Origin of the sequence: Basfia succiniciproducens (assembly GCF_011455875.1) — a bacterium.
GTDB lineage: Bacteria > Pseudomonadota > Gammaproteobacteria > Enterobacterales > Pasteurellaceae > Basfia > Basfia succiniciproducens.
Genome location: NZ_CP015031.1, coordinates 1,815,999 through 1,840,083 on the forward strand (window position 1 = coordinate 1,815,999; position 24,085 = coordinate 1,840,083).

A 24,085-nucleotide genomic window follows, 5' to 3' on the forward strand; every position below is an offset into this window, starting at 1 on the left:
AAATCCTTTATGAATCCTATTTTCAGTCCATTATTTCAACCTTACACCTTAAATAACGGTGTAGAAATTAAAAACCGCTTAGTGGTTGCCCCGATGACCCACTTCGGTTCAAATACGGACGGTACATTGGGCGAGCAAGAACATCGCTTTATATCAAATCGTGCCGGTGACATGGGAATGTTTATTCTTGCCGCAACCTTAGTCCAAAATGGCGGTAAAGCATTCCACGGTCAACCGGAAGCTATTCACACAAGCCAATTACCAAGTTTGAAAGCCACTGCGGATATTATTAAAGCGCAAGGTGCAAAAGCAATTTTACAAATTCATCACGGTGGTAAACAGGCAATTACCGAATTATTAAACGGCAAAGATAAAATTTCAGCCAGCGCCGACGAAGAATCCGGTACTCGAGCCGCAACTATTGAAGAAATCCACACTTTAATTGACGCTTTCGGCAATGCTGCAGATCTTGCCATTCAAGCAGGTTTTGACGGTGTAGAAATTCACGGCGCAAACAATTACCTAATTCAGCAATTCTACTCGGGTCATTCAAATCGCCGTACCGATGAATGGGGCGGTTCGCGTGAAAATCGTATGCGTTTCCCGTTAGCGGTAATTGATGCGGTAATTGCGGCTAAAATAAAGCATCAACGTGACGATTTTATTATCGGCTATCGTTTTTCTCCGGAAGAACCTGAAGAATTAGGTTTAACTATGGAAGATACCCTTGCATTAGTTGATGTCTTAAAAGAAAAACCGTTACAATATTTACACATATCACTTTGGGATTTCTACAAAAAAGCCCGTCGAGGTGCAGATTCCAACACGGCTCGTTTACAGTTGGTACATGAACGTATCGGCGGAAAATTGCCGCTAATTGGTGTGGGTAACTTATTTACCGCCCAGCAAATTTTAGAAGCTTATCAAACCGGTTGGGCTGAATTCATTGCCTTGGGTAAAACCGTAATGGTTAACCCGAAAATCGCTACTATGATCTTAAACGGACAGGAAAATCAATTAATTACAGAAGTGGATGAAAATCAAGTGGATCATTATGGTTTCCCGGACTTCCTATGGAATGCAACCATGAGTGCCACACAGGCATGGTTGCCACCGGTAAAAGGAAAACCTTGGAGTCCATTAGATATTTAATTAAATAAAAGTGCGGTAAAATTTTCGGATTTTTCATCTGATCACAGATCTACAGGAATAAACTTGTATAAACGAGCATAGTTATATAATTACTGTATGCTAAACTTTATATCTGGTTGTAATAAAAATGAGAGTTCCCTAGCGGAAACTCTCATTTTTTACAACAAGTTGTTAGTTAGTTGTAACCAAATTTATGGTCTTATTAAATACTTAAATTAAACATTCATGTTTAATTTCTCTAAAACCGGCTTCAACTAATTTTCTGTTCAAAACTAATAAAGCACTCTTTTTTTCGGATTTAGTTAATAAACTTACATGCTTATTTTTCAATGCCGCTTGAAATAGCCAAAATAACTCAACATTAACCGAAAACCCGTGAACTTTTAATTTTACAAAACAATTAGAAATTCCTGCTGATTTAAATTCTTTGACATTATTAATCCCTATTTTTGCCAATAACCTTTCATGCTTAATGGATAAATTGGGTAACTCCTTTATTCTTTCTTTTTTAGCAATATTTAAATCTAAAATTTTTCTTTGCTGCTGTTTAATAGATAAAATTACTAAAGTTTTAAATTCTTCTTCATTATCAACCAAAGCTCTAGGTAAACGATAATAACTTGAAATTGCTAAATTGGTATTTTTGTTGAATATATCCCAGGATACAGCTCCAAGCTTCTCCACATATTCTACAAGCTGGTTTTCAGCTTTTAAAAAGAAATTGTCATCTATAACAATACCAAACATTACTTTTCTATAAAACAGACCATATCCTACAAACAGATGTTTAGCGGTCACTTCATTTTCAAGAAAACTATTCAGAATGGTTCTTATCCATTGTGTATCTTTGTTTGTTCTATTCATAACTCGATTATTTCCTTTAATCTGTTGATAAAAAAGATAAAAAAGATAGTGATTTTGATTTAGGTTTATTACCTGAATAGAGTTATACCATAAACTTATAAAAATAGTGTAGTTTTACGTTTAATTTTGCGATCCGTATCGCAAAATTAAAATTTATTTAGGTAAATCCTGAAAAAAATTGATCATAAAATGATCAATTAATACATTAAATTTTTTAGCGTTTTGGTATCTTGCATAAAAGGCAGGAAATATTTTTTATATTTTTTTAAACACATTGACTATTTTATAAAAATTCTGCGCGGAATATTAGTCTCCCGAGAAAATTTTAAACCGTTTGAAATAAGAGAAAAAGCAATATTTTATTGGTACTGTTATCTATCGGGAAATTTATGCGGGACTAGCAGAATTATTTGATGAAAAAGGGCTTATCACATAGCTCAACAAAAGTAATGCGAAAATTGCGGCATCATAAGTTAGAGAGAAGTGGAAAGATTTCGATTAATCACTACTTACGAATATCACTCATAAAGTGATGCTCAAGAACATTTAGATGATTGGAAAGCGGACAGGATAGCAGGTATACCTATTGCTTACCTTAATTAAGTTGTTTTTTGATAGCCAAAATTACATAAAAAGTGCGGTAAATTTTCCTACAGTTTTGCGCCTACGCGCGTCAATGGCGGTGATGACGCGCCGGTTCAGTTAGTAGGTATGGGTGTGAGCACAAGCACAAAAAAAAGCCCTCATCTCTCGATGGGGGCCTCTCTTCATAACAACCTGGCGGTGACCTACTCTCACATGGGGATACCCCACACTACCATCGGCATAACAGCGTTTCACTTCTGAGTTCGGCATGGATTCAGGTGGGACCACTGCACTATCGCCGCCAGGATAATTCCGTTTCAGATACTGACCGCGGATTCTTCTCTCCGCTATCACTAGCCTACTTCTAGTCTTCTACTCTTCTATTCTCTAAAATTAAAAACAAGCCGATTCCCTGACTACTTACTTATTCCGTAATAACTTTCACTACCAAAAACACTTGAGCGTTGTATGGCTAAGCCTCTCGGGCAATTAGTACCGGTTAGCTCAACGTCTCGCAACGCTTACACACCCGGCCTATCTACGTCGTCGTCTCCAACAACCCTTACAGTATTAAATACTGGGAGAACTCATCTCGAGGCAAGTTTCGTGCTTAGATGCTTTCAGCACTTATCTCTTCCGCATGTAGCTACCCGGCAATGCGTCTGGCGACACAACCGGAACACCAGTGATGCGTCCACTCCGGTCCTCTCGTACTAGGAGCAGTCCCTCTCAATTCTCCAACGCCCACGGCAGATAGGGACCAAACTGTCTCACGACGTTTTAAACCCAGCTCGCGTACCACTTTAAATGGCGAACAGCCATACCCTTGGGACCTACTTCAGCCCCAGGATGTGATGAGCCGACATCGAGGTGCCAAACACCGCCGTCGATATGAACTCTTGGGCGGTATCAGCCTGTTATCCCCGGAGTACCTTTTATCCGTTGAGCGATGGCCCTTCCATTCAGAACCACCGGATCACTATGACCTGCTTTCGCACCTGCTCGACTTGTCCGTCTCGCAGTTAAGCTTGCTTATACCATTGCACTAACCTGACGATGTCCGACCGTCATTAGCAAACCTTCGTGCTCCTCCGTTACTCTTTGGGAGGAGACCGCCCCAGTCAAACTACCCACCAGACACTGTCCGAGTACCCGTTCCAGGCACTTCGTTAGAACATCAAACGTTAAAGGGTGGTATTTCAAGGATGGCTCCACGATAACTGGCGTTACCGCTTCAAAGCCTCCCACCTATCCTACACATCAAAATTCAAGGTTCAGTGTCAAGCTATAGTAAAGGTTCACGGGGTCTTTCCGTCTAGCCGCGGGTACACCGCATCTTCACGGCGATTTCAATTTCACTGAGTCTCGGGTGGAGACAGCCTGGCCATCATTATGCCATTCGTGCAGGTCGGAACTTACCCGACAAGGAATTTCGCTACCTTAGGACCGTTATAGTTACGGCCGCCGTTTACTGGGGCTTCGATCAGGCGCTTCTCTTGCGATAACGCCATCAATTAACCTTCCAGCACCGGGCAGGCATCACACCCTATACGTCCACTTTCGTGTTTGCAGAGTGCTGTGTTTTTAATAAACAGTTGCAGCCAGCTGGTATCTTCGACCGGTTCAACCTTCAAGGGTATACCTCTACAATCTACGCCGGCGCACCTTCTCCCGAAGTTACGGTGCTATTTTGCCTAGTTCCTTCACCCGAGTTCTCTCAAGCGCCTGAGTATTCTCTACCTGACCACCTGTGTCGGTTTATAGTACGGTTTATTATAATCTGACGCTTAGTGGCTTTTCCTGGAAGTGTGGTATCGGTTACTTCGGCACCTTAGCGCCTCGTCATCATCTCTCGGTGTTGATAAGCGTCCGGATTTGCCTAAACGCTCCACCTACCAACTTAAACGACCATTTCCAACAGGTCGATAACCTAACCTACTCCGTCCCCACATCGCAATTATAACAAGTACGGGAATATTAACCCGTTTCCCATCGACTACGCTCTTCAGCCTCGCCTTAGGGGCCGACTCACCCTGCCCCGATTAACGTTGGACAGGAACCCTTGGTCTTCCGGCGAACGGGTTTTTCACCCGTTTTATCGTTACTTATGTCAGCATTCGCACTCGTGATACGTCCAGCAGCCCTCTCGAACCACCTTCTTCCGCTTACACGACGCTCCCCTACCCAACAGTGTTTCCACTGATGCCGCAGCTTCGGTGCTATATTTGAGCCCCGTTACATCTTCCGCGCAGGCCGACTCGACTAGTGAGCTATTACGCTTTCTTTAAATGATGGCTGCTTCTAAGCCAACATCCTAGCTGTCTAAGCCTTCCCACTTCGTTTCCCACTTAATATAAACTTTGGGACCTTAGCTGGCGGTCTGGGTTGTTTCCCTCTCCACGACGAACGTTAGCACCCGCCGTGTGTCTCCTATGCATTACTCTTCGGTATTCGCAGTTTGCATCGGGTTGGTAAGCCGGGATGGCCCCCTAGCCGAAACAGTGCTCTACCCCCGAAGGTATTCACATAAGGCTCTACCTAAATAGATTTCGGGGAGAACCAGCTATCTCCCGGTTTGATTGGCCTTTCACCCCCAGCCACAGGTCATCCGCTAATTTTTCAACATTAGTCGGTTCGGTCCTCCAGTTAGTGTTACCCAACCTTCAACCTGCCCATGGCTAGATCACCGGGTTTCGGGTCTATATCATGCAACTCGACGCCCAGTTAAGACTCGGTTTCCCTTCGGCTCCCCTATTCGGTTAACCTCGCTACATAATATAAGTCGCTGACCCATTATACAAAAGGTACGCAGTCACCCTCGCGGGCTCCCACTGCTTGTACGTACAAGGTTTCAGGTTCTATTTCACTCCCCTCACCGGGGTTCTTTTCGCCTTTCCTTCACAGTACTGGTTCACTATCGGTCAATCAGGAGTATTTAGCCTTGGAGGATGGTCCCCCCTTCTTCAAACAGGATTTCTCGTGTCCCGCCCTACTTCTCGCAAGCTCAGTACCACACAATGATTTTCAAGTACGGGGCTATCACCCTGTGCCGCCCGGCTTCCCAGCCGGTTCCTCTAATCCTCATGCTATCACTTGCAGGCTCTTACGCTTTCGCTCGCCGCTACTTACGTAATCTCGGTTGATTTCTTTTCCTCGGGGTACTTAGATGTTTCAGTTCTCCCGGTTTGCCTCAATAACCTATGGATTCGGTTATTGATAGTAGATTCTTCATCTACTGGGTTTCCCCATTCGGATATCTTGGGTTAGACGCTTCTTATCAACTCACCCAAGCTTTTCGCAGATTAGCACGTCCTTCTTCGCCTCTGATTGCCAAGGCATCCACCTTGTACGCTTAGTCACTTAACCATACAACCTCAAGTATTCTTATACCTGTGTCGTTCGTTATTACTAAACACTTGACCGCTTTTGCTCGGCCAAGATTTTTTTATACTCAGACTTTCTTTTCAGAAAATCTCTCAGTTTTTCAGCTTGTTTCCAATTTTTTAAAGAACAAAAAGATAACGCCTTTCGGCTATCATCATGACTAAATAAACAAAGTCCGGTCAATTCCGGCAAGAACATTGCCTGACCCTCGATTCACTTAGTCATGATGATTGGTGGAGATAAGCGGGATCGAACCGCTGACCTCCTGCGTGCAAGGCAGGCGCTCTCCCAGCTGAGCTATATCCCCAATCCGTTTGCACCTTACAGTGCAACCTTTCCTTTTAGCTTTCACTCGTCCAGCCGGCCTCGCCGCGCTTGAGTGGTGGGTCTGAGTGGACTTGAACCACCGACCTCACCCTTATCAGGGGTGCGCTCTAACCACCTGAGCTACAGACCCAAAAGGATGTTGGTTTGTCTCTTTCTATCAAACAATCTGTGTGAACACTTGCCAGTCGCCTAAAACTTAGTAAGGAGGTGATCCAACCGCAGGTTCCCCTACGGTTACCTTGTTACGACTTCACCCCAGTCATGAATCATACCGTGGTAAACGCCCCCCCGAAGGTTAAGCTATCTACTTCTGGTACAACCCACTCCCATGGTGTGACGGGCGGTGTGTACAAGGCCCGGGAACGTATTCACCGCAACATTCTGATTTGCGATTACTAGCGATTCCGACTTCATGGAGTCGAGTTGCAGACTCCAATCCGGACTACGATGCACTTTCTGAGATTCGCTCTACCTCGCGGTATCGCCGCCCTCTGTATGCACCATTGTAGCACGTGTGTAGCCCTACTCGTAAGGGCCATGATGACTTGACGTCATCCCCACCTTCCTCCGGTTTGTCACCGGCAGTCTCCTTTGAGTTCCCATCTTTACATGCTGGCAACAAAGGATAAGGGTTGCGCTCGTTGCGGGACTTAACCCAACATTTCACAACACGAGCTGACGACAGCCATGCAGCACCTGTCTCAGAGCTCCCGAAGGCACTCCCGTATCTCTACAGGATTCTCTGGATGTCAAGAGTAGGTAAGGTTCTTCGCGTTGCATCGAATTAAACCACATGCTCCACCGCTTGTGCGGGCCCCCGTCAATTCATTTGAGTTTTAACCTTGCGGCCGTACTCCCCAGGCGGTCGATTTATCACGTTAGCTACGAGCACCAGGCCTAAAGCCCAATCCCCAAATCGACAGCGTTTACCGCGTGGACTACCAGGGTATCTAATCCTGTTTGCTCCCCACGCTTTCGCATATGAGCGTCAGTATCTTCCCAAGGGGCTGCCTTCGCCTTCGGTATTCCTCCACATCTCTACGCATTTCACCGCTACACGTGGAATTCTACCCCTCCCTAAAGTACTCTAGACTCCCAGTCTGAAATGCAATTCCCAGGTTAAGCCCGGGGCTTTCACATCTCACTTAAAAGTCCGCCTGCATGCCCTTTACGCCCAGTTATTCCGATTAACGCTCGCACCCTCCGTATTACCGCGGCTGCTGGCACGGAGTTAGCCGGTGCTTCTTCTGTGATTAACGTCAATTGCTTGTCCTATTAAAACAAACACCTTCCTCGTCACCGAAAGAACTTTACAACCCGAAGGCCTTCTTCATTCACGCGGCATGGCTGCATCAGGGTTCCCCCCATTGTGCAATATTCCCCACTGCTGCCTCCCGTAGGAGTCTGGACCGTGTCTCAGTTCCAGTGTGGCTGGTCATCCTCTCAGACCAGCTAGAGATCGTCGGCTTGGTAGGCCTTTACCCCACCAACTACCTAATCCCACTTGGGCTCATCTTATGGCGGGTGGCCCGAAAGTCCCACCCTTTAATCCGAAGATATTACGCGGTATTAGCGACAGTTTCCCGTCGTTATCCCCCTCCATAAGCCAGATCCCCAAGCATTACTCACCCGTCCGCCACTCGTCGGCAAAGAAAGCAAGCTTTCCTCCCGCTACCGTTCGACTTGCATGTGTTAAGCCTGCCGCCAGCGTTCAATCTGAGCCATGATCAAACTCTTCAATTTAAAAAGTTCAATCACTCAAAATACTGACTATAAATCATTAATTAAATTAACTTTGTTCAGCACTCTAAGTCTTGTTTAAATTTTTTGTTTAAACGAATCTTTCAAGTGCCCACACAGATTGTCTGATAAGTTGTTAAAGAGCAAAAAAGAACGACGCACCGGATTGTTGTTAGTTTTCACAACGGTGCGTCGTTGTGTGAGGCGTATTATAGGGATTTCGACTCCCTTTGCAAGCTTTTTTTGTCAAAAAATTTAAATTTTTAACTATTAGCTGAAAACTTCAGCAATTCTTTTATTTTTCAGTCAAAAAAACATCAAAAAACAAACCGCACTTTAAAAGTGCGGTCTGAATTTCCTGATTTTTTTATTCCTTTGGTAAACGCAAAACTGCAAGCGCAAGCCCGCCCCAGATAACGATTAAGGAAATAATCATCATAATAATTGCTGTCGTACTCATTTTATTCCCCCGAAACCTGAACTTCGTTTTTCCATTTTAAGCGTGAAAGCAGCACGGCGACGATAACCAGCATAACAGCCATTCCCCAACCAAAGCTGTTAACAAACCAACTAGGGTAGCCTTCATATCCTTCGGCGAATACTTTCGCGCCTTCGCTGAATAGCATAAATGCCAGAATACCCGTTGTGATAACGATACATAAGCGCCAAATAAAACCGACTTTAAAGGAAGAGGTTTCATTTAGGTGATCGCCCAGTAAACCTAATTTTTCATTGGCAACAATCGCAATTAACGAAACAAAGGCGACCGCGACAATACCGAAATAGTTGACGAATTTATCCATCACATCAAGCATCGGCAGACCTGTTGTTGTGCCGAATAATAGGGTTGAAACGATCATCATCGGTACACCCACAATAAATGTCACTTTAGCCCGACGAATTCGAAGTTTGTCCTGTACTGCCGAAATAATAACTTCGATTACCGAAATAAATGAAGTTAACGCGGCAAAAGTTAAAGAACCGAAGAATAACACGCCAAGAATCTGACCGAACGGCGCTTCGTTAATAATAGTAGGGAAAGCAAAGAACGCTAAACCGATACCGCCTTTCGCCACTTCGCTCACTTCGTGTCCGGATGCCGCAGCCATAAAACCAAGTGCCGCAAATACGCCAATGCCAGCCAATAATTCAAAGCTACTGTTAGCAAAACCGACTACTAAGCCCGAACCGGTCAAATCAAATTCTTTCTTTAAATAAGAAGCATAAGTGATCATAATCCCGAAACAGATTGATAACGAGAAGAAGATTTGCCCGTAAGCCGCAATCCAAACGCTCGGGTTGGAGAGTTTTGACCAGTCCGGTGTAAATAGCGCATCTAAACCTTTTGCCGCGCCCGGTAAAAATAAGGATGAGATCACTAAAATTAAGAACATAATGACTAAAACAGGCATTAAAATCGAGGATGTTCTGGCAATTCCTTTTTGCACGCCTAAAGCCAGCACGCCAAGCGCTACCAGCCATACGGCGATTAACGGACCGACTACCATTCCCACGAATTCTAAACTAACACCTTGTGTAATATCGCCCATTTTCAGAAATTCGCCGATAAAGAAATCGATAGGCTTGTCACCCCACGCCATAGTAAATGAGAAATAGGTGTAAGTTGCCGCCCAACCTAAAACTACTGCGTAATACAGGCCAATGATAACATTCACCATCACCTGCCACCAACCGAAAGCTTCAAAATGTTTACTGAAACGGCGGTAAGATAAAGGCGCACCGCCGCGATGGCGATGACCAATAGCATAATCAAGGAATAATAATGGAATACCCGCTGTTAATAAGGCGATTAAGTAAGGAATAATAAAGGCGCCGCCGCCGTTTTCATAAGTGGTATATGGAAAACGCCAAATGTTTCCAAGACCGACAGCCGAACCGATTGCGGCAAAAATAAAGGCGCGACGCCCCGAAAATGTTTCACGTGTAGAATTTGACTTTGTCATTCTCACAGCCCTTTTAATTTAAAATTTGAATAATATGAAAATGGAAATATAAACCAATCTATCATCTAGTCAATAGCATAATCGGGCTAATTTTTTATAAAATGAATTATTTTTATTTATTTTTTATAATTTTTATAGTTTTTTATTTTAAATAAAACAAAAAATGTAGAGATTAAATCTAATTTAATAAAAACTTTAATTTATAGCTCTAAATCGAACAATAATTACGGAATAAAATACTGGAAAGAAATTTTATTGGAATTTCACCGTCCTCCGCCTAAAATAACAGCAAAAAAGGAACATTTTTATGCGGAAACAACTTTATATTACCCATGGTTACACGGCAAATTCGCAGTCCCACTGGTTTCAATGGTTAAAAAATCAGCTTATTCCTCATCAAATCCATACGAATATTTTTGATATGCCAGATTCATCTAAGCCGAATCTGCAAATTTGGTTGGCTCACCATCAAACGTATATCAACCAATGTGATGAAAATACGGTGTTTATCGGGCACAGCTTAGGCTGTATCGCTACCTTGCGCTATTTGCAGCGGCAAAAAAAGAAAATTAAAGGTTTGATCCTGGTGGCCGGTTTTGATGAGCCTTTAGACAATCTGCCCGAGCTCACATCTTTTACCCTGCAACGGATTTATTACCCGGAATTAATCGCCAATATTCCGCAACGTATTGTGATTGGCTCCTCCAATGATGAAGTGGTCGCCCCCAAATACACGCAAAAATTAGCGGCAAATTTACAAGCCTCTTATTTAACTGTAGAAAATGCCGGGCATTTTCTGGCCCGCCAGGGTTTTACAGAATTTCCTTTGCTATTAAAAGAATGCTTAAATATATTTAACGGCTAATTTTTACAAAGTGCGGTCGAAAATCGGGAATTTTTATTAAGAATATCAGGCAATCTTCCTCATTATAAAAATTTTCATTTTTTAACCGCACTTTTTTGCTTAATTTTCTACCTCAAAAGCGTGATCAAGATCATGTTTTTATATTATTCCAATTGCTAATAATTTTAATCAGAATAAACTTAGTTCTACCAGCAAACGTTTGCTTTTTTTTGAAATGCAAGCTGAAACGTTTTACCTAAAAAATTCCTCATGATTAATCGAATGGAGATGCAAAAATGACCCATCTTATCGTTGCGACGCATGGTAAATTTTCACAAGAAATCGTCAACTCAGCGGCGATGGTTTTCGGTGAAGATGAAAACACCCATGTCGTTACTTTCCTTCCCGGTGAAGGCGGTGACGATTTAGTCGCGAAATATAAAGCTATTATCGCTACTTTGCCTGAAAACGAACCCGTACTATTCCTTGTGGATTTATTCGGCGGCAGCCCTTATAACGCCGCCGCCCGCGTTGCCGCAGAATATGAAAATTCGGATATCGTAACCGGTATCAGCTTACCGATGTTATTAGAAGTATTGGATGCTAAAGACGGCGCAAGCCTGCCGGAATTAGTCGAAACGGCGAAAGAAGTGGGCTTGGCTGCGGTAAAATCTTTTCGTCAGCCAAAAGAAGAGACGAAACCGGCGGTAAAAGCCGAAGTCGCACCGGCGGCGGCACCCGCACCTCGAGATCCGAACTTAAAAGGCAATATGAATATTTCATTATTGCGTATCGACAGCCGTCTGATCCACGGACAGGTAATGACCTCATGGGCGAAAGCGGTGAAATGCGAGGCTATTTTTGCCATTAGCGACGAAGTTGCCAATGACGCTATCCGCCGCGAATTACTGCTGCAAATCGTGCCTGAACATTTGAAAGGCTATGTCATCACCGTAGATAAAGCGATCAAAGTATGGCACAACCCAAAATATGCGGGCAAAAACATCATTTGGTTGGTTACCAATCCTTCCGATATCGTGCGCTTGATTGAAGGCGGTGTAAAAATTCGAAATGTGAATGTGGGCGGGATGACCTTTAATGAAGGGGATCAATTAATCTCACAAGCCGTCGCAATTAACCAAACCGACCTGGCTGCATTCTACAAATTATTGGAGTTAGGCGTGGATATGTCGCTTCAACAAGTTGCGGCGAATAAAAAGGAACCACTTGATAAAAAACGTCTTGATGAAATTAAGTTCTAATTAAAAGGAAAACACTATGACTACAATGGAAATTATCCTTGTAACCCTTGTCGCCGCAATTTGCGGTATGGGTTCCGTTCTTGACGAACGTCAAACGCACCGTCCGTTAGTGGCTTGTACATTAATCGGTTTGGTTTTAGGCGACCTGCAAACCGGTATTATTGTAGGCGGTACGCTTGAAATGCTGGCGCTGGGCTGGATGAACGTAGGTGCGGCAATGGCACCTGATGCGGCACTTGCCTCCGTTATCGCTGCAATTCTTGTAATTAAAGGTGGTCAGGATAAAGGTACGGCGATTGCCATCGCGATTCCTGTTGCGGCAGCCGGTCAGGTATTGACCATTTTCGTCCGTACATTAACCATCTTCCTACAACACAAAGCCGATGATTATGCCGCACAGGCAAACTTCCGCGGCATTGAACTTTGCCATTTTGCCGGTCTTTCATTACAAGCGCTACGTGTTGCCATTCCGACTTTAGCCGTAGCTTTAGTTGCAGGTACGGATACGGTTACCGCCGCATTACATGCTATTCCGGAAGTGGTTACCCGCGGTTTACAAATTGCCGGTGGTTTCATCGTTGTTGTTGGTTATGCGATGGTTATCAATATGATGCGTGCGGGTGCGTTAATGCCGTTCTTCTTTATCGGTTTCGTTATCGCTTCATTCTCTAACTACAACTTAGTGGGTCTTGGTATGCTAGGTGCGTGTCTCGCCTTAATTTATATCCAATTAAATCCGCGTTTCAACCAAGCGCAATTGCCGGCTTCAAGCACCTCACAAAAACAGCTTGCCGATGATGAACTTGAAGGTCTATAAGAAGGAATAACATTATGTCAGAAAATAAAAAACAATTAACCGCACGTGATATTCGCGCAACTTACTGGCGTTCAACCTTCTTATTAGGTTCATTTAACTTCGAACGTATGCAAGCTATGGGTTTCTGCGTATCCATGATCCCGACAATCAAACGTTTATACAGCCAAAAAGAAGACCAGGCGGCGGCATTAAAACGCCATCTGGAATTCTTCAATACTCAACCTTGGGTGGGTTCCGCCATTATGGGTGTGACCGCCGCTATGGAACAGGAACGAGCCAACGGTGCCACAGACATTGACGATGCGGCAATCAGCGGGGTTAAAGTCGGTCTTATGGGGCCGTTAGCCGGTGTGGGCGACCCGATTTTCTGGGGTACGTTACGTCCGGTTCTTGCCGCTCTTGGTGCGGGTCTTGCTATTAGCGGCAGCCTTCTCGGTCCATTATTATTCTTTATCGGTATCAATATCTGCCGTGCATTAACCCGTTGGTACGGTTTTAAATACGGCTACGCAAAAGGGACTGAAATTGTTTCCGATATGGGCGGCGGTCGTTTACAAAAACTGACTCAGGGAGCGTCAATCCTCGGTCTCTTTGTTATGGGGTCTTTAGTTTCCAAATGGACGAGTATTAATATTCCGTTGGAATTGTCCCGTTACCACAATGCCATGGGCGAAGAAGTAGTCACTACCGTACAAAGCGTATTAAACGATTTGTTGCCGGGCCTTGCCGCTTTGCTTCTCACTTTCTTCTGTATGTATCTATTACGTAAAAAAGTGAACGCTATGTACATTATCTTCGCGTTATTCGGCGTAGGTATTTTAGGTTATTGGTTAGGCATTTTAGCTTAATCGCAAACAACCGCATTATTAAGGGCAATCTATTCTCCAAAGATTGCCCTGTTTTTTGCCTATACTTTTTGTTAAAGTGCGGTCAAATTTTGTTAAATTTTAAGGAATATTTATGAACTTCAAAGATTTCATCAAAGCGCCGCCGGCGGAAGGCTACCTCAAAAATTCGTCTAAATTAGTGACCGCACTTTTTATTATCGCCGGCCTTTGTTATTACTTTTCCAAACAATACGGTGGTTATGCCGCGGTGATTTGTTTAGTAATTGCGTTCATGGTAATGTTCGGGCAAAAGCTTATGCTTTCTCAAATTACCAAAGATTTCAATGAGATGTATTTCGCCAAAAAGCAATTTGAAGAAACGCAAAATTTAGATTACATTCGATTCATCCAAGCTCGCGCCACACAGATTTTAGTGGATAACAAAGTATTGTCGGAAAAAGCTAAAAGGGAATTAGGTTTTTTATTGCAATATGCGGAAGGAAAGTTAAAAAAATAAAAATTCAATAAAATTTGACCGCACTTTTTCTCTAAACAGACCTTAGCGTTCCCTGAATTCTTTGGGGGTTTGACCGTATTCTTTTTTGAATACCGCATAAAAATATTGCAATGAGGGATAACCGCAAATATCCGAAATCTCCTGGATCGGCACATCTGTAAATTTCAGCATATTTTTTGCTCGATCCAGTTTCTCCTCATGAATAACCTGATGAATGGTTTTATTCATCTCGGCTTTAAAATGTTGCTCAAGGTTAGAACGGGAAATACGTAAGTGATCCAGCACCTGTTCCGTTTTTATACCCTGGGTCGCATAATGACGAATATAGTGCATAGCTTGAATAACCAATGGGTCATGAAGAGAACGGTAATCCGTGGAACGGCGTTGTTCCACCCGCAACGGCGGTACTAAAATCGGGGTTTGGCTGACCGGGCGCCCTTTTAGTAACTGATCTAATAATTTTGCCGCCTGATAACCGATTTGGTTGGTACCCTGTACCACCGAAGAAAGCGAAACCCGGGATAAATACTGGATAAGCTCCTCATTATCAATGCCGATAATACAAAGCTCGTCGGGAACCGCAATGTTAAGGTACTCGCAAGCCTGCAATAAGTGTCTGGCTCGCGCATCGGTGACCGCAATAATTCCCGTATGGGGCGGCAAACGGCTAATCCAGTCACAAAGTTTGGATTGCACTTCAAGCCAATTATCGGAATGCGCCTGTTCGCCTAAATAAATATAGGTTTGGTGTCCGTAATCCGCCATTAACTGCATAAAAGCGTTTTTGCGCTCTTCCGACCAATGCTTCGGCATTTCATTCGGCAAACCGTAAAACGCAAATTGATTAATGCCTTTTTGTTTTAAATGCAAAAATGCGGTTTCTACCAGAGCATAATTATCGGTAGCCACATAGGGATAATGAGGATAAAACGCAGGGTTTTGATAAGAACCGCCCACGGCAATCACCGGAATTTCCGTATGTTCCAGCATGGCGACCGTTTCCGGATCGTCAAAATCCGCAATAATGCCGTCAATATCCAGGTTATGTAAACTTTCCTTCCGATAGACGAAATCGTCCTCAATAAAAATATTCCACAAACATTGCGATGCCTGAATATACTGCCCGACGCCTTCAATCACTTCCCTGTCATAGACTTTGTTGGCGTTAAAAAGCAGTGCGATACGATGATACTTATGCTCGTTTGTCATTTGTATTCCCTGAACTAAAACAAGTTAATATCATAGCAAATTAATTTGCAAAAAAACGGGTTTGTTGCCGGGATGTGATTTAGTTCAAAAAAATAACCGCACTTTGGTAAAAGTGCGGTGGAAAAATCAGGATTTTTTTAAACGTTACATTTTTTTCTTACTCATGGTATCCATCCATACGGCGAGTAATAAAATGGTACCTTTTACGATATATTGCCAGAAAGTCGGTACATCCAGCATACTCATACCGTTATCTAATAATGCGATAATCAATGCGCCGATTACCACGCCGAAAACACTACCGACGCCGCCGGCTAAACTTGCACCGCCGATTACACAGGCGGCAATGGCGTCAAGTTCTGCGTTTTGACCCGCTGAAGGGGCGCCGGCGCCTAAACGAGCGCTTAAAATTAAGCCGGCGATAGCCACCATAAAGCCATTGATAGAGAAAATGATTAGTTTTACTTTTTCTACATTAATACCGGATAATCTTGCCGCATCAATGTTGCCGCCGATAGCGTAAATATGGCGACCGAATGCCGTTTTACGGGCAATAAACATGCCCACAACGGCAAGAATGGCGAGCAGCAACACAGGGAAAGGAATACCGCGATAATCATTTAACAGGTAAATTGCGCCTAACACACAAATTGCGAATAAGCCGTATTTCATAGTTTCTTTCCCCATATTCGGCACGGCTAAATTAAGGTTTTGGCGGGCTTTGCGTTGATAAGCGCCCCATAAGAAGAAACAAATCACCGCGACAATACCTAAAATCATACCCGTTGTATCGGATAAATAACCTTGTCCGATGGTAGTCATTTCTTTACTGATTGGTGAAACCGTTGTACCGTTGGTCGCACCGACCAGCATTCCGCGGAAAATCAACATTCCTGCCAAAGTGACAATAAAAGACGGTACTTTGCGGTAAGCTACCCACCAACCGGTGCAAGTACCGAATACCACGCCAGCGGTCAATGTCACGACGATGGTTAAAGGTAACGGCCAGCCCCACCACACATCGGCGATTGCAGCAAAACCGCCCAATAATCCCATCATGGAACCCACGGATAAATCAATTTCAGCGGAGATAATAACGAAAATCATACCGATGGCTAAAATTCCCGTAATGGAAGTTTGCCGCAATAAATTAGAAATATTACGCGCACTAAGATAGGCGCCGTCGGTTGCAACAAAGAAGAATGCCATAATCACCACAATGGCAATAAACATAATATAAACTTGTAAATTTATGGATTTCAACTTAGACATAGATTACTCCTTAAGCGCCGCTTCCATTACTTGTTCCTGGGTCAAATTATCATTGATTAAATCCGCTTTAATCTGTCCTTGATGCATTACCAATACTCGGTCACTAATCCCCAATACTTCAGGTAATTCGGACGAAATCACAATCACTGCCATTCCCTCTTGTGCCAACCTATTGATTAATTTGTAGATTTCATATTTTGCCCCCACATCAATACCCCGGGTCGGCTCGTCTAAAATTAAAATTTTCGGATTTAATAATAATGATTTCGCTAAAATGGCTTTTTGTTGGTTGCCGCCGCTCAAACGGCCAATAGCCAATTCCGGTGAAGAGGTTTTAACTTTTAATTTATCAATTGATTGGTTAATAACGGTTTCTTCCAAAGCTTCATTAATCACCTTTCCGCTAAAACAAAATTGTCTGAGAGAAGATAACGTAATGTTTTTACCCACTCCCATAATAGGCACGATACCGTGTTTTTTACGATCCTCCGGTACCATCACTATTTGATTTTTTATAGCTTCCGCGCAATTGCGAATCTTCACTTTTTGATTATGAATAAAAATATCACCTTGGAATTTGCCTTGATAAGAGCCGAAAATACATTGCGCCATTTCGGTACGCCCGGACCCGACAAGCCCGGCAACGCCTAGAATTTCTCCGCCATGTAATTTAAAATTCGCATTATCGACCCGTTTAATATGGGTATTAATGGGGTGCCAGGCGGATAAGTTTTCAACCCGCAGGATTTCTTCGCCGATTTGATGTTCTTCATGAGGATAAAGCGAGGTAATTTCACGCCCAACCATCATAGTGATAATGTCATCTTCCGACATACCGGCGGCGGGGCGGGTGCCAATATGTTCGCCGTCCCGAATTACACAAATTTTATCCGAGATGGCTTTCACTTCATTTAATTTATGGGAAATATAAACACAAGCGATATTATGTGCGCTTAAATCTTTCACTAAATTCAATAAAATAGCGGTTTCTTTTTCCGTTAAAGAGGCGGTGGGTTCGTCTAAAATTAAAAGACGGACTTGCTTATTAAGGGCTTTAGCAATTTCCACCAACTGTTGCTGACCTAATCCCAGCTCGCCCACTTTTGTGTTCGGGTCGATATCCAACTGTACTTGTTGCAACATGGTTTTGCAGCGTAAATACATTTCGTTGTCATCGGTAATACCGGATTTCACCATTTCATTGCCTAAAAACATATTTTCAAGCACAGTCATATTTTTTACTAAGGTTAATTCCTGGTGAATAATGGAAATACCTTTTTCTTCCGTATCTTTAATTCCTTTAGCGATTAACGGTTCGCCTGAAAAATAAATTTCTCCGCTAAAATCGCCGTGAGGATAAATTCCGCATAATACTTTCATTAAAGTGGATTTGCCAGAACCGTTCTCACCGCATAGAGAAAGAATTTCCCCTGTCTCTAATGAAATTGAAATATTATGTAATGCAGTCACATCACCGAATTTTTTGGTGATATTTTTCATTTCTAATAATTGAGCCATAAAAACATCCTCTGATTTTTTGTTGGAAGTGCGGTCAAAAATTCGCAAATTTTGACCGCACTTTTGAGAAGTTAAATTGCCGAATTATTTATAAACCGCCTCTTTTGTGTGGAAACCGTCTTTAATAACGGTGCTGTCTATATTGTCTTTAGTGACTACAATCGGATCTAACAAATAAGAGTCAACCTCTTTCAAACCGTTGTTTAATTTTGCGTTGGATTCAAGTTTGCTTTCTTTACCTAACGCCACCGCAATTTCAGCCGCTTTATCCGCAAGATTTGTAATAGGTTTGTATACGGTCATGGTTTGAGTACCTTCCACAATACGCTTGATCGCCGCTAAATCGGCATCTTGACCGGAAATCGCCACTTTGCCGGATAACCCTTGTGCGCTTAATGCCTGAATAGCACCGCCTGCTGTGGCATCGTTAGAAGCGACAACCGCATCAATGTTATTTTTGTTTGCGGTTAAGGCATTTTCCATAATTTGTAAAGCTTTTTCCGCAAGCCAGCTGTCAACCCATTGGTCACCCACCACTTTTATTTTGCCGCTGTCGATTAACGGTTGCAGCACTTTCATTTGACCTTTACGGAACAATTTTGCATTGTTATCCACGGGCGAGCCGCCCATTAGGAAATAATTTCCCTCCGGTTTTTTCTCAATAATTGCGCCGGCTTGTAATTCCCCCACTTTTTCATTATCGAAGGAAACATAAAAGTCCAAATCCGCATTATTAATTAAGCGGTCATAAGCTAATACTTTAACCCCTTCTTTTTTGGCTTCTGCAATAACATTGCTTAATACATCGCCGTTATGAGGAATGATTACTAAAACATCGACATTTTTATTCAACATATTTTCAATTTGTGAAATTTGTGCCGCATCATCACCGTTTGCCGACTGAACCAACACTTTCGCACCTAAGGCTTCCGCTTTTTTAGTGAAGATATCCCGATCTTTTTGCCATCTTTCCAAACGTAAATCATCAATAGACATGCCAATGGTTAAATCTTTCGCCAAAGCCGGATTGCAACAGATTGAAACCGCCGCAACAAGAGATAATAAAGCTGTTTTCATTTTCATAATGACACCTCGAATATTTAGGTTAATAATGGTCAGAGCAACAACCAACTTAGCTCTGAACGAAGTTTGAGCATCTTGTTCGTTAAATTCAATTATCAGATTTAATAATGTCATTACGTTTTTTCACTTCTGTGATCCCCCACACAATTACTAATTATCGAAATTAAAAAACCAAATAACGTAATTGCGGGAAACCTTATTTTTTCCGATTATGCTTGCGAAAGTTATTCACTCATATCCATTTAGGAGAAACCATTATGACAAACTACTTCGATAAAATTGAAAAAGTAAAATATGAAGGTGCGGATTCGACTAATCCCTTCGCATACAAACACTATAATGCGAATGAAGTGATTTTAGGTAAAACCATGGCGGAACATTTACGTTTAGCCGTGTGTTATTGGCATACGTTCTGCTGGAACGGCAACGATATGTTCGGGGTAGGTTCCCTTGATCGCAGTTGGCAAAAAATGTCGGATCCGCTTGCGGCGGCAAAACAAAAAGCGGATATCGCCTTTGAATTTCTAACCAAATTAGGTGTGCCTTATTACTGTTTCCACGATGTGGATATCGCGCCGGAAGGCAATTCGTATCAAGAATATGTAAGCAATTTCAATACTATTGTGGATATCCTGGAACAAAAACAAGCGGAAAGCGGGGTGAAATTATTATGGGGTACGGCAAACTGCTTCAGTAATCCGCGTTATATGTCCGGTGCGGCAACCAATCCGAATCCTGAAATTTTCACTCGTGCCGCAGCACAAGTGTTTAATGCTATGAACGCAACCAAACGCTTAGGCGGCGAAAACTATGTATTATGGGGCGGTCGCGAAGGTTATGAAACCTTATTAAATACGGATTTACGCCGTGAACGCGAGCAAATCGGTCGTTTTATGCAAATGGTGGTGGAACACAAACACAAAATCGGTTTCAGCGGCACCTTATTAATCGAGCCGAAACCTCAGGAACCAACCAAACATCAATACGATTATGACGTGGCGACGGTTTACGGCTTCTTAAAACAATTCGGTTTAGAAAAAGAAATCAAAGTCAACATTGAAGCGAATCATGCAACTTTAGCGGGACACACCTTCCAACATGAGATCGCAACCGCCGCCGCACTGGATATTTTAGGTTCTATCGACGCCAATCGCGGTGATCCGCAATTAGGATGGGATACCGATCAATTCCCGAACAGCGTGGAAGAAAACACCTTAGCTATTTATGAAATCTTAAAAGCCGGCGGTTTAACTACGGGAGGTTTCAACTTCGATGCCAAAATCCGCCGTCAAAGTATTGATCCTTATGACTTATTCCACGGTCATATCGGCGCGATTGATGTATTGGCGTTGTCTTTAAAACGCGCCGCTAAAATGGTTGAAGATCACACTTTACAAAATATCGTCGATCAACGTTATGCGGGTTGGAACGGCGAATTAGGCCAACAAATATTAGCCGGTAAATCTTCACTGGAAGCGCTGGCTCAAGCGGCGCAAAACCTTGACCCTAAACCGGTTTCAGGTCAGCAGGAATATATTGAAAACTTGGTGAACGGTTACATTTATCGTTAATGTCGTAGATACAAGGAGCGGGGAGTTATCCCTGCCCTTTTTCTATTTATATAAGGGCGCAAATAAATCCCCGCCCAGCGGAGAACAATTATGTACATTGGTATCGACTTAGGCACTTCAGGAGTGAAAGCGGTTTTGCTTGATGAATCGCAAAAAATTATAGCCACAACTCAACATCCTCTCCCAATTTCCCGTCCGCATCCCCTCTGGTCGGAGCAAAATCCCAAAGACTGGTGGTATGCCACCAATCTCGCCATGTTAGCGCTTGCTCAGCAGCAGAATTTATCTGCGGTAAAAGCCATCGGTTTAACCGGACAAATGCACGGTGCCACCCTGTTAGATAAACAAAACAACGTGCTTCGTCCGGCAATACTATGGAATGACGGACGCAGTTCCGCCGAATGCGAAGAATTGGAAAAACTCGTTCCCCGTTCCCGCAAAATTACCGGCAACTTAATGATGCCGGGATTCACGGCACCTAAACTCAAGTGGGTAGATAAGCATGAATCCGCTATTGCGGAAAAAATCAGTAAAGTGTTGCTGCCGAAAGATTATTTACGTTTAATGATGACCGGCGAATACGCCTCCGATATGTCCGATGCCTCAGGCACCATGTGGCTGGATGTGGCAAAACGAGATTGGGATAAATCTCTGCTCAACGCCTGCGGGCTGGATGAAAATAATATGCCGAAACTATTTGAAGGTAATCAAATCACGGGTTATCTTCATGCTGATCTTGCTAAAAACTGGAAAATGAATGCGGTACCGGTGGTTGCCGGCGGCGGCGATAATGCAGCCGGCGCTATCGGTATCGGCTTATATCAGACGGGACAGGCCATGCTGTCACTGGGTACTTCCGGCGTATATTTTGTGGTCACCGATAAATTCACCGCAAACCCGCAAAAAGCGGTACACAGTTTCTGCCACGCGCTGCCGGATCGCTGGCATTTAATGTCGGTTATTTTAAGTGCCGCCTCCGCCGTAGATTGGGTGAAAAAAGCCACGGGCATTGCGGATATTCAAACTCTGTTTCAAAAAGCGGAAAAAAGTGCGGTCAATTCCGAGGCGATTTTTTTGCCTTATCTTTCGGGCGAACGCACTCCCCATAACGATGCTTACGCTAAAGGCGTATTCTGGGGACTAAGCCATAACGACGATCAAACCACAATGGCAAAAGCCGTGATCGAAGGCGTGAGCTTCGCTCTGGCGGACGGTATCGACGTATTGCATGAAACCGGCGTCACAGCGGATAACATCGCCTTAATAGGCGGCGGTGCAAAAAGCGCTTACTGGCGCCAATTACTTGCGGATATTTCGGGCAGAACCATGGAATATCGCACAGGTGGTGACGTAGGACCGGCTCTTGGTGCGGCTAAACTGGCACAAATCGCGCTAAATCCCCATGAAGATATAGCGGATTTCTGCCACCCCTTACCGTTGGAAGCAGTTTATCACCCGAATGCCGAACGCACCGCATATTACGCTGAAAAACGGGCGAAATATGCAGAGTTGTATCAGCGGGTAAAAGGACTTTAAAAAGTAAAATAAAAGTGCGGTGAAATTTTTAAAATTTTCACCGCACTTTTTATGTTATTAAGAATTAATCCTTATCAATCGCAGGAAAATCGCGTTCCGTGTAACCCGTGTAAATTTGACGAGGGCGGGCAATTTTAAAGTTGCCTTGTTTATACATTTCTTTCCAGTGAGCAATCCAACCCACAGTTCTCGCCAAGGCGAACATCACGGTAAACATGGAAGTCGGAATACCGATGGCTTTTAAGACGATACCGGAATAAAAATCCACATTCGGATACAATTTATGATCGATAAAATACGGATCGCTTAAAGCAATGCGTTCCAACTCGCTGGCAACATCGAACAACGGATTTTTAATATTCAGTTCTTTCAATACTTCATGGCAGGTTTCACGCATGACTTTCGCTCGCGGATCGTAGTTTTTATATACGCGGTGACCAAAACCCATTAAGCGGAACGGGTCGTTTTTATCTTTTGCCCGGGCAATAAATTCCGGAATTCTATCCACCGTACCTATTTCTTCCAGCATATTAATACAGGCTTCGTTAGCGCCGCCATGAGACGGACCCCAAAGCGAAGCGATACCGGCGGCGATACAGGCAAACGGGTTAGCGCCTGAAGATGCGGCAATCCGCACCGTTGAAGTTGAGGCGTTTTGCTCGTGATCCGCGTGCAAAATAAAGATTTTATCCAATGCGCGTTCCAATACCGGATTCACCACATAAGGCTCGCAAGGGGTGGCAAACATCATATACAGAAAGTTTCCCGCATAAGACAGGTTATTTTGCGGGAACATAAACGGCTGACCGATCGAATATTTATAACACATCGCCGCCAGGGTCGGAATTTTTGCCAATAAACGAATTGCCGTCAATTCCCGGTGTTCTTCTTTTTTAACATCAATAGAATCGTGATAGAATGCCGCCAATGCGCCGCTTACCCCGCACATTACCGCCATCGGATGTGAATCTCGACGGAATCCTTGGAAGAATTTGGTCAATTGTTCGTGCACCAGAGTGTGACGTTTAACCAATTTGGAAAAATCCTGATATTGCTGCTTGGTAGGTCGTTCACCAAACAGTAATAAATAACTGACTTCAAGATAATCGGCGTTAGAGGCCAGCTGATCGATAGGATAACCACGATAAAGCAGCATCCCCTCATCGCCGTCCACATAAGTGATAGCGGATTCACATACGGCAGTCGAAACAAGTCCCGGGTCGTACATAAAAAGTTTGTTTTGGCTTAAACCGTGAATATCAATGGATTCATATCCTAATGAACCTTTAACAATATCAAATTCATAATTTTTTCCATCCACCGTCAGTGTTGCTTTTTTGTCGGCCATATTTATACTCCTATATAATTCCTGAAAAATTCTTTTTAAAATTTATTCTCTAATTTTGCGAATATACTGAACATCCCAAAGTATGAAGCGTTTAAATTTAAAACAATTTAATTAATACCTGAATTTATAAAAAAAACAAGCCCGTTTATTAAAAAATTTCTAACCCAATTAGAAATTTTTTAAATAATCCTATTTACATTGAATAAATTACTGATATTGTTTCTAATATCTGATTAAATTTGAAAATGTTTTTACGGCTCGCCCT

Annotated in this window: 16 protein-coding genes, 2 tRNA genes and 3 rRNA genes; 8 read left to right on the forward strand and 13 right to left on the reverse strand. The window is 43.2% G+C overall.

Annotation, left to right across the window (positions count from 1 at the left end):
• The first annotated feature begins 9 nt into the window (after positions 1 to 9).
• Positions 10 to 1,152 carry an NADH-dependent flavin oxidoreductase gene (locus A4G13_RS08455; protein ID WP_090655822.1) on the forward strand — a complete coding sequence of 381 codons (1,143 nt, stop codon included), beginning with the start codon at positions 10 to 12 and terminating at the stop codon, positions 1,150 to 1,152.
• Between the two features lie 210 nt (positions 1,153 to 1,362).
• On the opposite strand, the gene A4G13_RS08460 is transcribed toward A4G13_RS08455, so the two are convergent.
• The 8 genes from A4G13_RS08460 to A4G13_RS08495 form a co-directional block, all read right to left on the reverse strand.
• Positions 1,363 to 2,016, reverse strand: a complete 654-nt coding sequence (locus tag A4G13_RS08460) for a TfoX/Sxy family DNA transformation protein (RefSeq protein WP_011201448.1) — start codon at positions 2,014 to 2,016, stop codon at positions 1,363 to 1,365.
• Between the two features lie 775 nt (positions 2,017 to 2,791).
• A 5S ribosomal RNA gene (gene rrf / locus A4G13_RS08465) occupies positions 2,792 to 2,907 on the reverse strand.
• Positions 2,908 to 3,069: 162 nt separating this feature from the next.
• Positions 3,070 to 5,967 (reverse strand): 23S ribosomal RNA (locus tag A4G13_RS08470).
• Positions 5,968 to 6,216: 249 nt separating this feature from the next.
• Positions 6,217 to 6,292, reverse strand: a tRNA-Ala gene (locus A4G13_RS08475).
• Between the two features lie 73 nt (positions 6,293 to 6,365).
• Positions 6,366 to 6,442: transfer RNA gene (locus tag A4G13_RS08480), tRNA-Ile, on the reverse strand.
• 70 nt (positions 6,443 to 6,512) lie between these two features.
• Positions 6,513 to 8,055, reverse strand: a 16S ribosomal RNA gene (locus A4G13_RS08485).
• Together the 16S, 23S and 5S rRNA genes with 2 tRNA genes alongside form the textbook arrangement of a ribosomal RNA operon.
• 364 nt (positions 8,056 to 8,419) lie before the next feature.
• On the reverse strand, positions 8,420 to 8,512 hold the full coding sequence (locus A4G13_RS08490; RefSeq protein ID WP_011201528.1) for a methionine/alanine import family NSS transporter small subunit: 93 nt from the start codon (positions 8,510 to 8,512) through the stop codon (positions 8,420 to 8,422).
• 1 nt (position 8,513) lies between these two features.
• Positions 8,514 to 10,016 carry a sodium-dependent transporter gene (locus A4G13_RS08495; RefSeq protein WP_090656136.1) on the reverse strand — a complete coding sequence of 501 codons (1,503 nt, stop codon included), beginning with the start codon at positions 10,014 to 10,016 and terminating at the stop codon, positions 8,514 to 8,516.
• 307 nt (positions 10,017 to 10,323) lie between these two features.
• Between A4G13_RS08495 and A4G13_RS08500 the strand changes: the two genes are divergently transcribed.
• From A4G13_RS08500 to A4G13_RS08520, 5 genes are all read left to right on the forward strand, one after another.
• Positions 10,324 to 10,881 carry an RBBP9/YdeN family alpha/beta hydrolase gene (locus A4G13_RS08500; protein ID WP_090656133.1) on the forward strand — a complete coding sequence of 186 codons (558 nt, stop codon included), beginning with the start codon at positions 10,324 to 10,326 and terminating at the stop codon, positions 10,879 to 10,881.
• Between the two features lie 275 nt (positions 10,882 to 11,156).
• On the forward strand, positions 11,157 to 12,122 hold the full coding sequence (locus A4G13_RS08505; RefSeq protein ID WP_090656130.1) for a mannose/fructose/sorbose PTS transporter subunit IIA: 966 nt from the start codon (positions 11,157 to 11,159) through the stop codon (positions 12,120 to 12,122).
• A gap of 16 nt (positions 12,123 to 12,138) precedes the next feature.
• Positions 12,139 to 12,939, forward strand: coding sequence for a PTS mannose/fructose/sorbose transporter subunit IIC (locus A4G13_RS08510; protein WP_090656127.1), 801 nt, complete (start codon positions 12,139 to 12,141; stop codon positions 12,937 to 12,939).
• A 14-nt stretch (positions 12,940 to 12,953) separates the two neighbouring features.
• Complete coding sequence (gene manZ, locus A4G13_RS08515; protein ID WP_011201522.1) at positions 12,954 to 13,787, forward strand: PTS mannose transporter subunit IID; 834 nt, start codon at positions 12,954 to 12,956, stop codon at positions 13,785 to 13,787.
• 112 nt (positions 13,788 to 13,899) lie between these two features.
• Positions 13,900 to 14,283, forward strand: a complete 384-nt coding sequence (locus A4G13_RS08520; RefSeq protein WP_011201521.1) for a hypothetical protein — start codon at positions 13,900 to 13,902, stop codon at positions 14,281 to 14,283.
• Positions 14,284 to 14,325: 42 nt separating this feature from the next.
• On the opposite strand, the gene A4G13_RS08525 is transcribed toward A4G13_RS08520, so the two are convergent.
• The 4 genes from A4G13_RS08525 to xylF all read right to left on the reverse strand — a co-directional run bounded on the left by A4G13_RS08525 (position 14,326) and on the right by xylF (position 19,365).
• Positions 14,326 to 15,492: a XylR family transcriptional regulator gene (locus A4G13_RS08525; protein ID WP_090656124.1), complete on the reverse strand. Its 1,167-nt coding sequence runs from the start codon at positions 15,490 to 15,492 to the stop codon at positions 14,326 to 14,328.
• Between the two features lie 144 nt (positions 15,493 to 15,636).
• Positions 15,637 to 16,764: a sugar ABC transporter permease gene (locus A4G13_RS08530; RefSeq protein ID WP_090656123.1), complete on the reverse strand. Its 1,128-nt coding sequence runs from the start codon at positions 16,762 to 16,764 to the stop codon at positions 15,637 to 15,639.
• Positions 16,765 to 16,767: 3 nt separating this feature from the next.
• Positions 16,768 to 18,282 carry a D-xylose ABC transporter ATP-binding protein gene (gene xylG, locus A4G13_RS08535; protein WP_090656120.1) on the reverse strand — a complete coding sequence of 505 codons (1,515 nt, stop codon included), beginning with the start codon at positions 18,280 to 18,282 and terminating at the stop codon, positions 16,768 to 16,770.
• Positions 18,283 to 18,366: 84 nt separating this feature from the next.
• Positions 18,367 to 19,365: a D-xylose ABC transporter substrate-binding protein gene (gene xylF, locus A4G13_RS08540; protein WP_090656148.1), complete on the reverse strand. Its 999-nt coding sequence runs from the start codon at positions 19,363 to 19,365 to the stop codon at positions 18,367 to 18,369.
• Positions 19,366 to 19,622: 257 nt separating this feature from the next.
• On the opposite strand from xylF, the gene xylA reads away from it, so the two are divergent.
• Both xylA and xylB read left to right on the forward strand, forming a co-directional pair.
• On the forward strand, positions 19,623 to 20,936 hold the full coding sequence (xylA, locus tag A4G13_RS08545) for a xylose isomerase (RefSeq protein WP_090656117.1): 1,314 nt from the start codon (positions 19,623 to 19,625) through the stop codon (positions 20,934 to 20,936).
• Positions 20,937 to 21,026: 90 nt separating this feature from the next.
• A complete protein-coding gene (gene xylB / locus A4G13_RS08550) occupies positions 21,027 to 22,472 on the forward strand; it encodes a xylulokinase (protein ID WP_090656114.1) in 1,446 nt (481 codons plus the stop codon).
• A 64-nt stretch (positions 22,473 to 22,536) separates the two neighbouring features.
• Here xylB and A4G13_RS08555 read toward each other — a convergent pair whose 3' ends face one another.
• On the reverse strand, positions 22,537 to 23,820 hold the full coding sequence (locus tag A4G13_RS08555; protein ID WP_011201516.1) for a citrate synthase: 1,284 nt from the start codon (positions 23,818 to 23,820) through the stop codon (positions 22,537 to 22,539).
• Positions 23,821 to 24,085 lie beyond the last annotated feature (265 nt).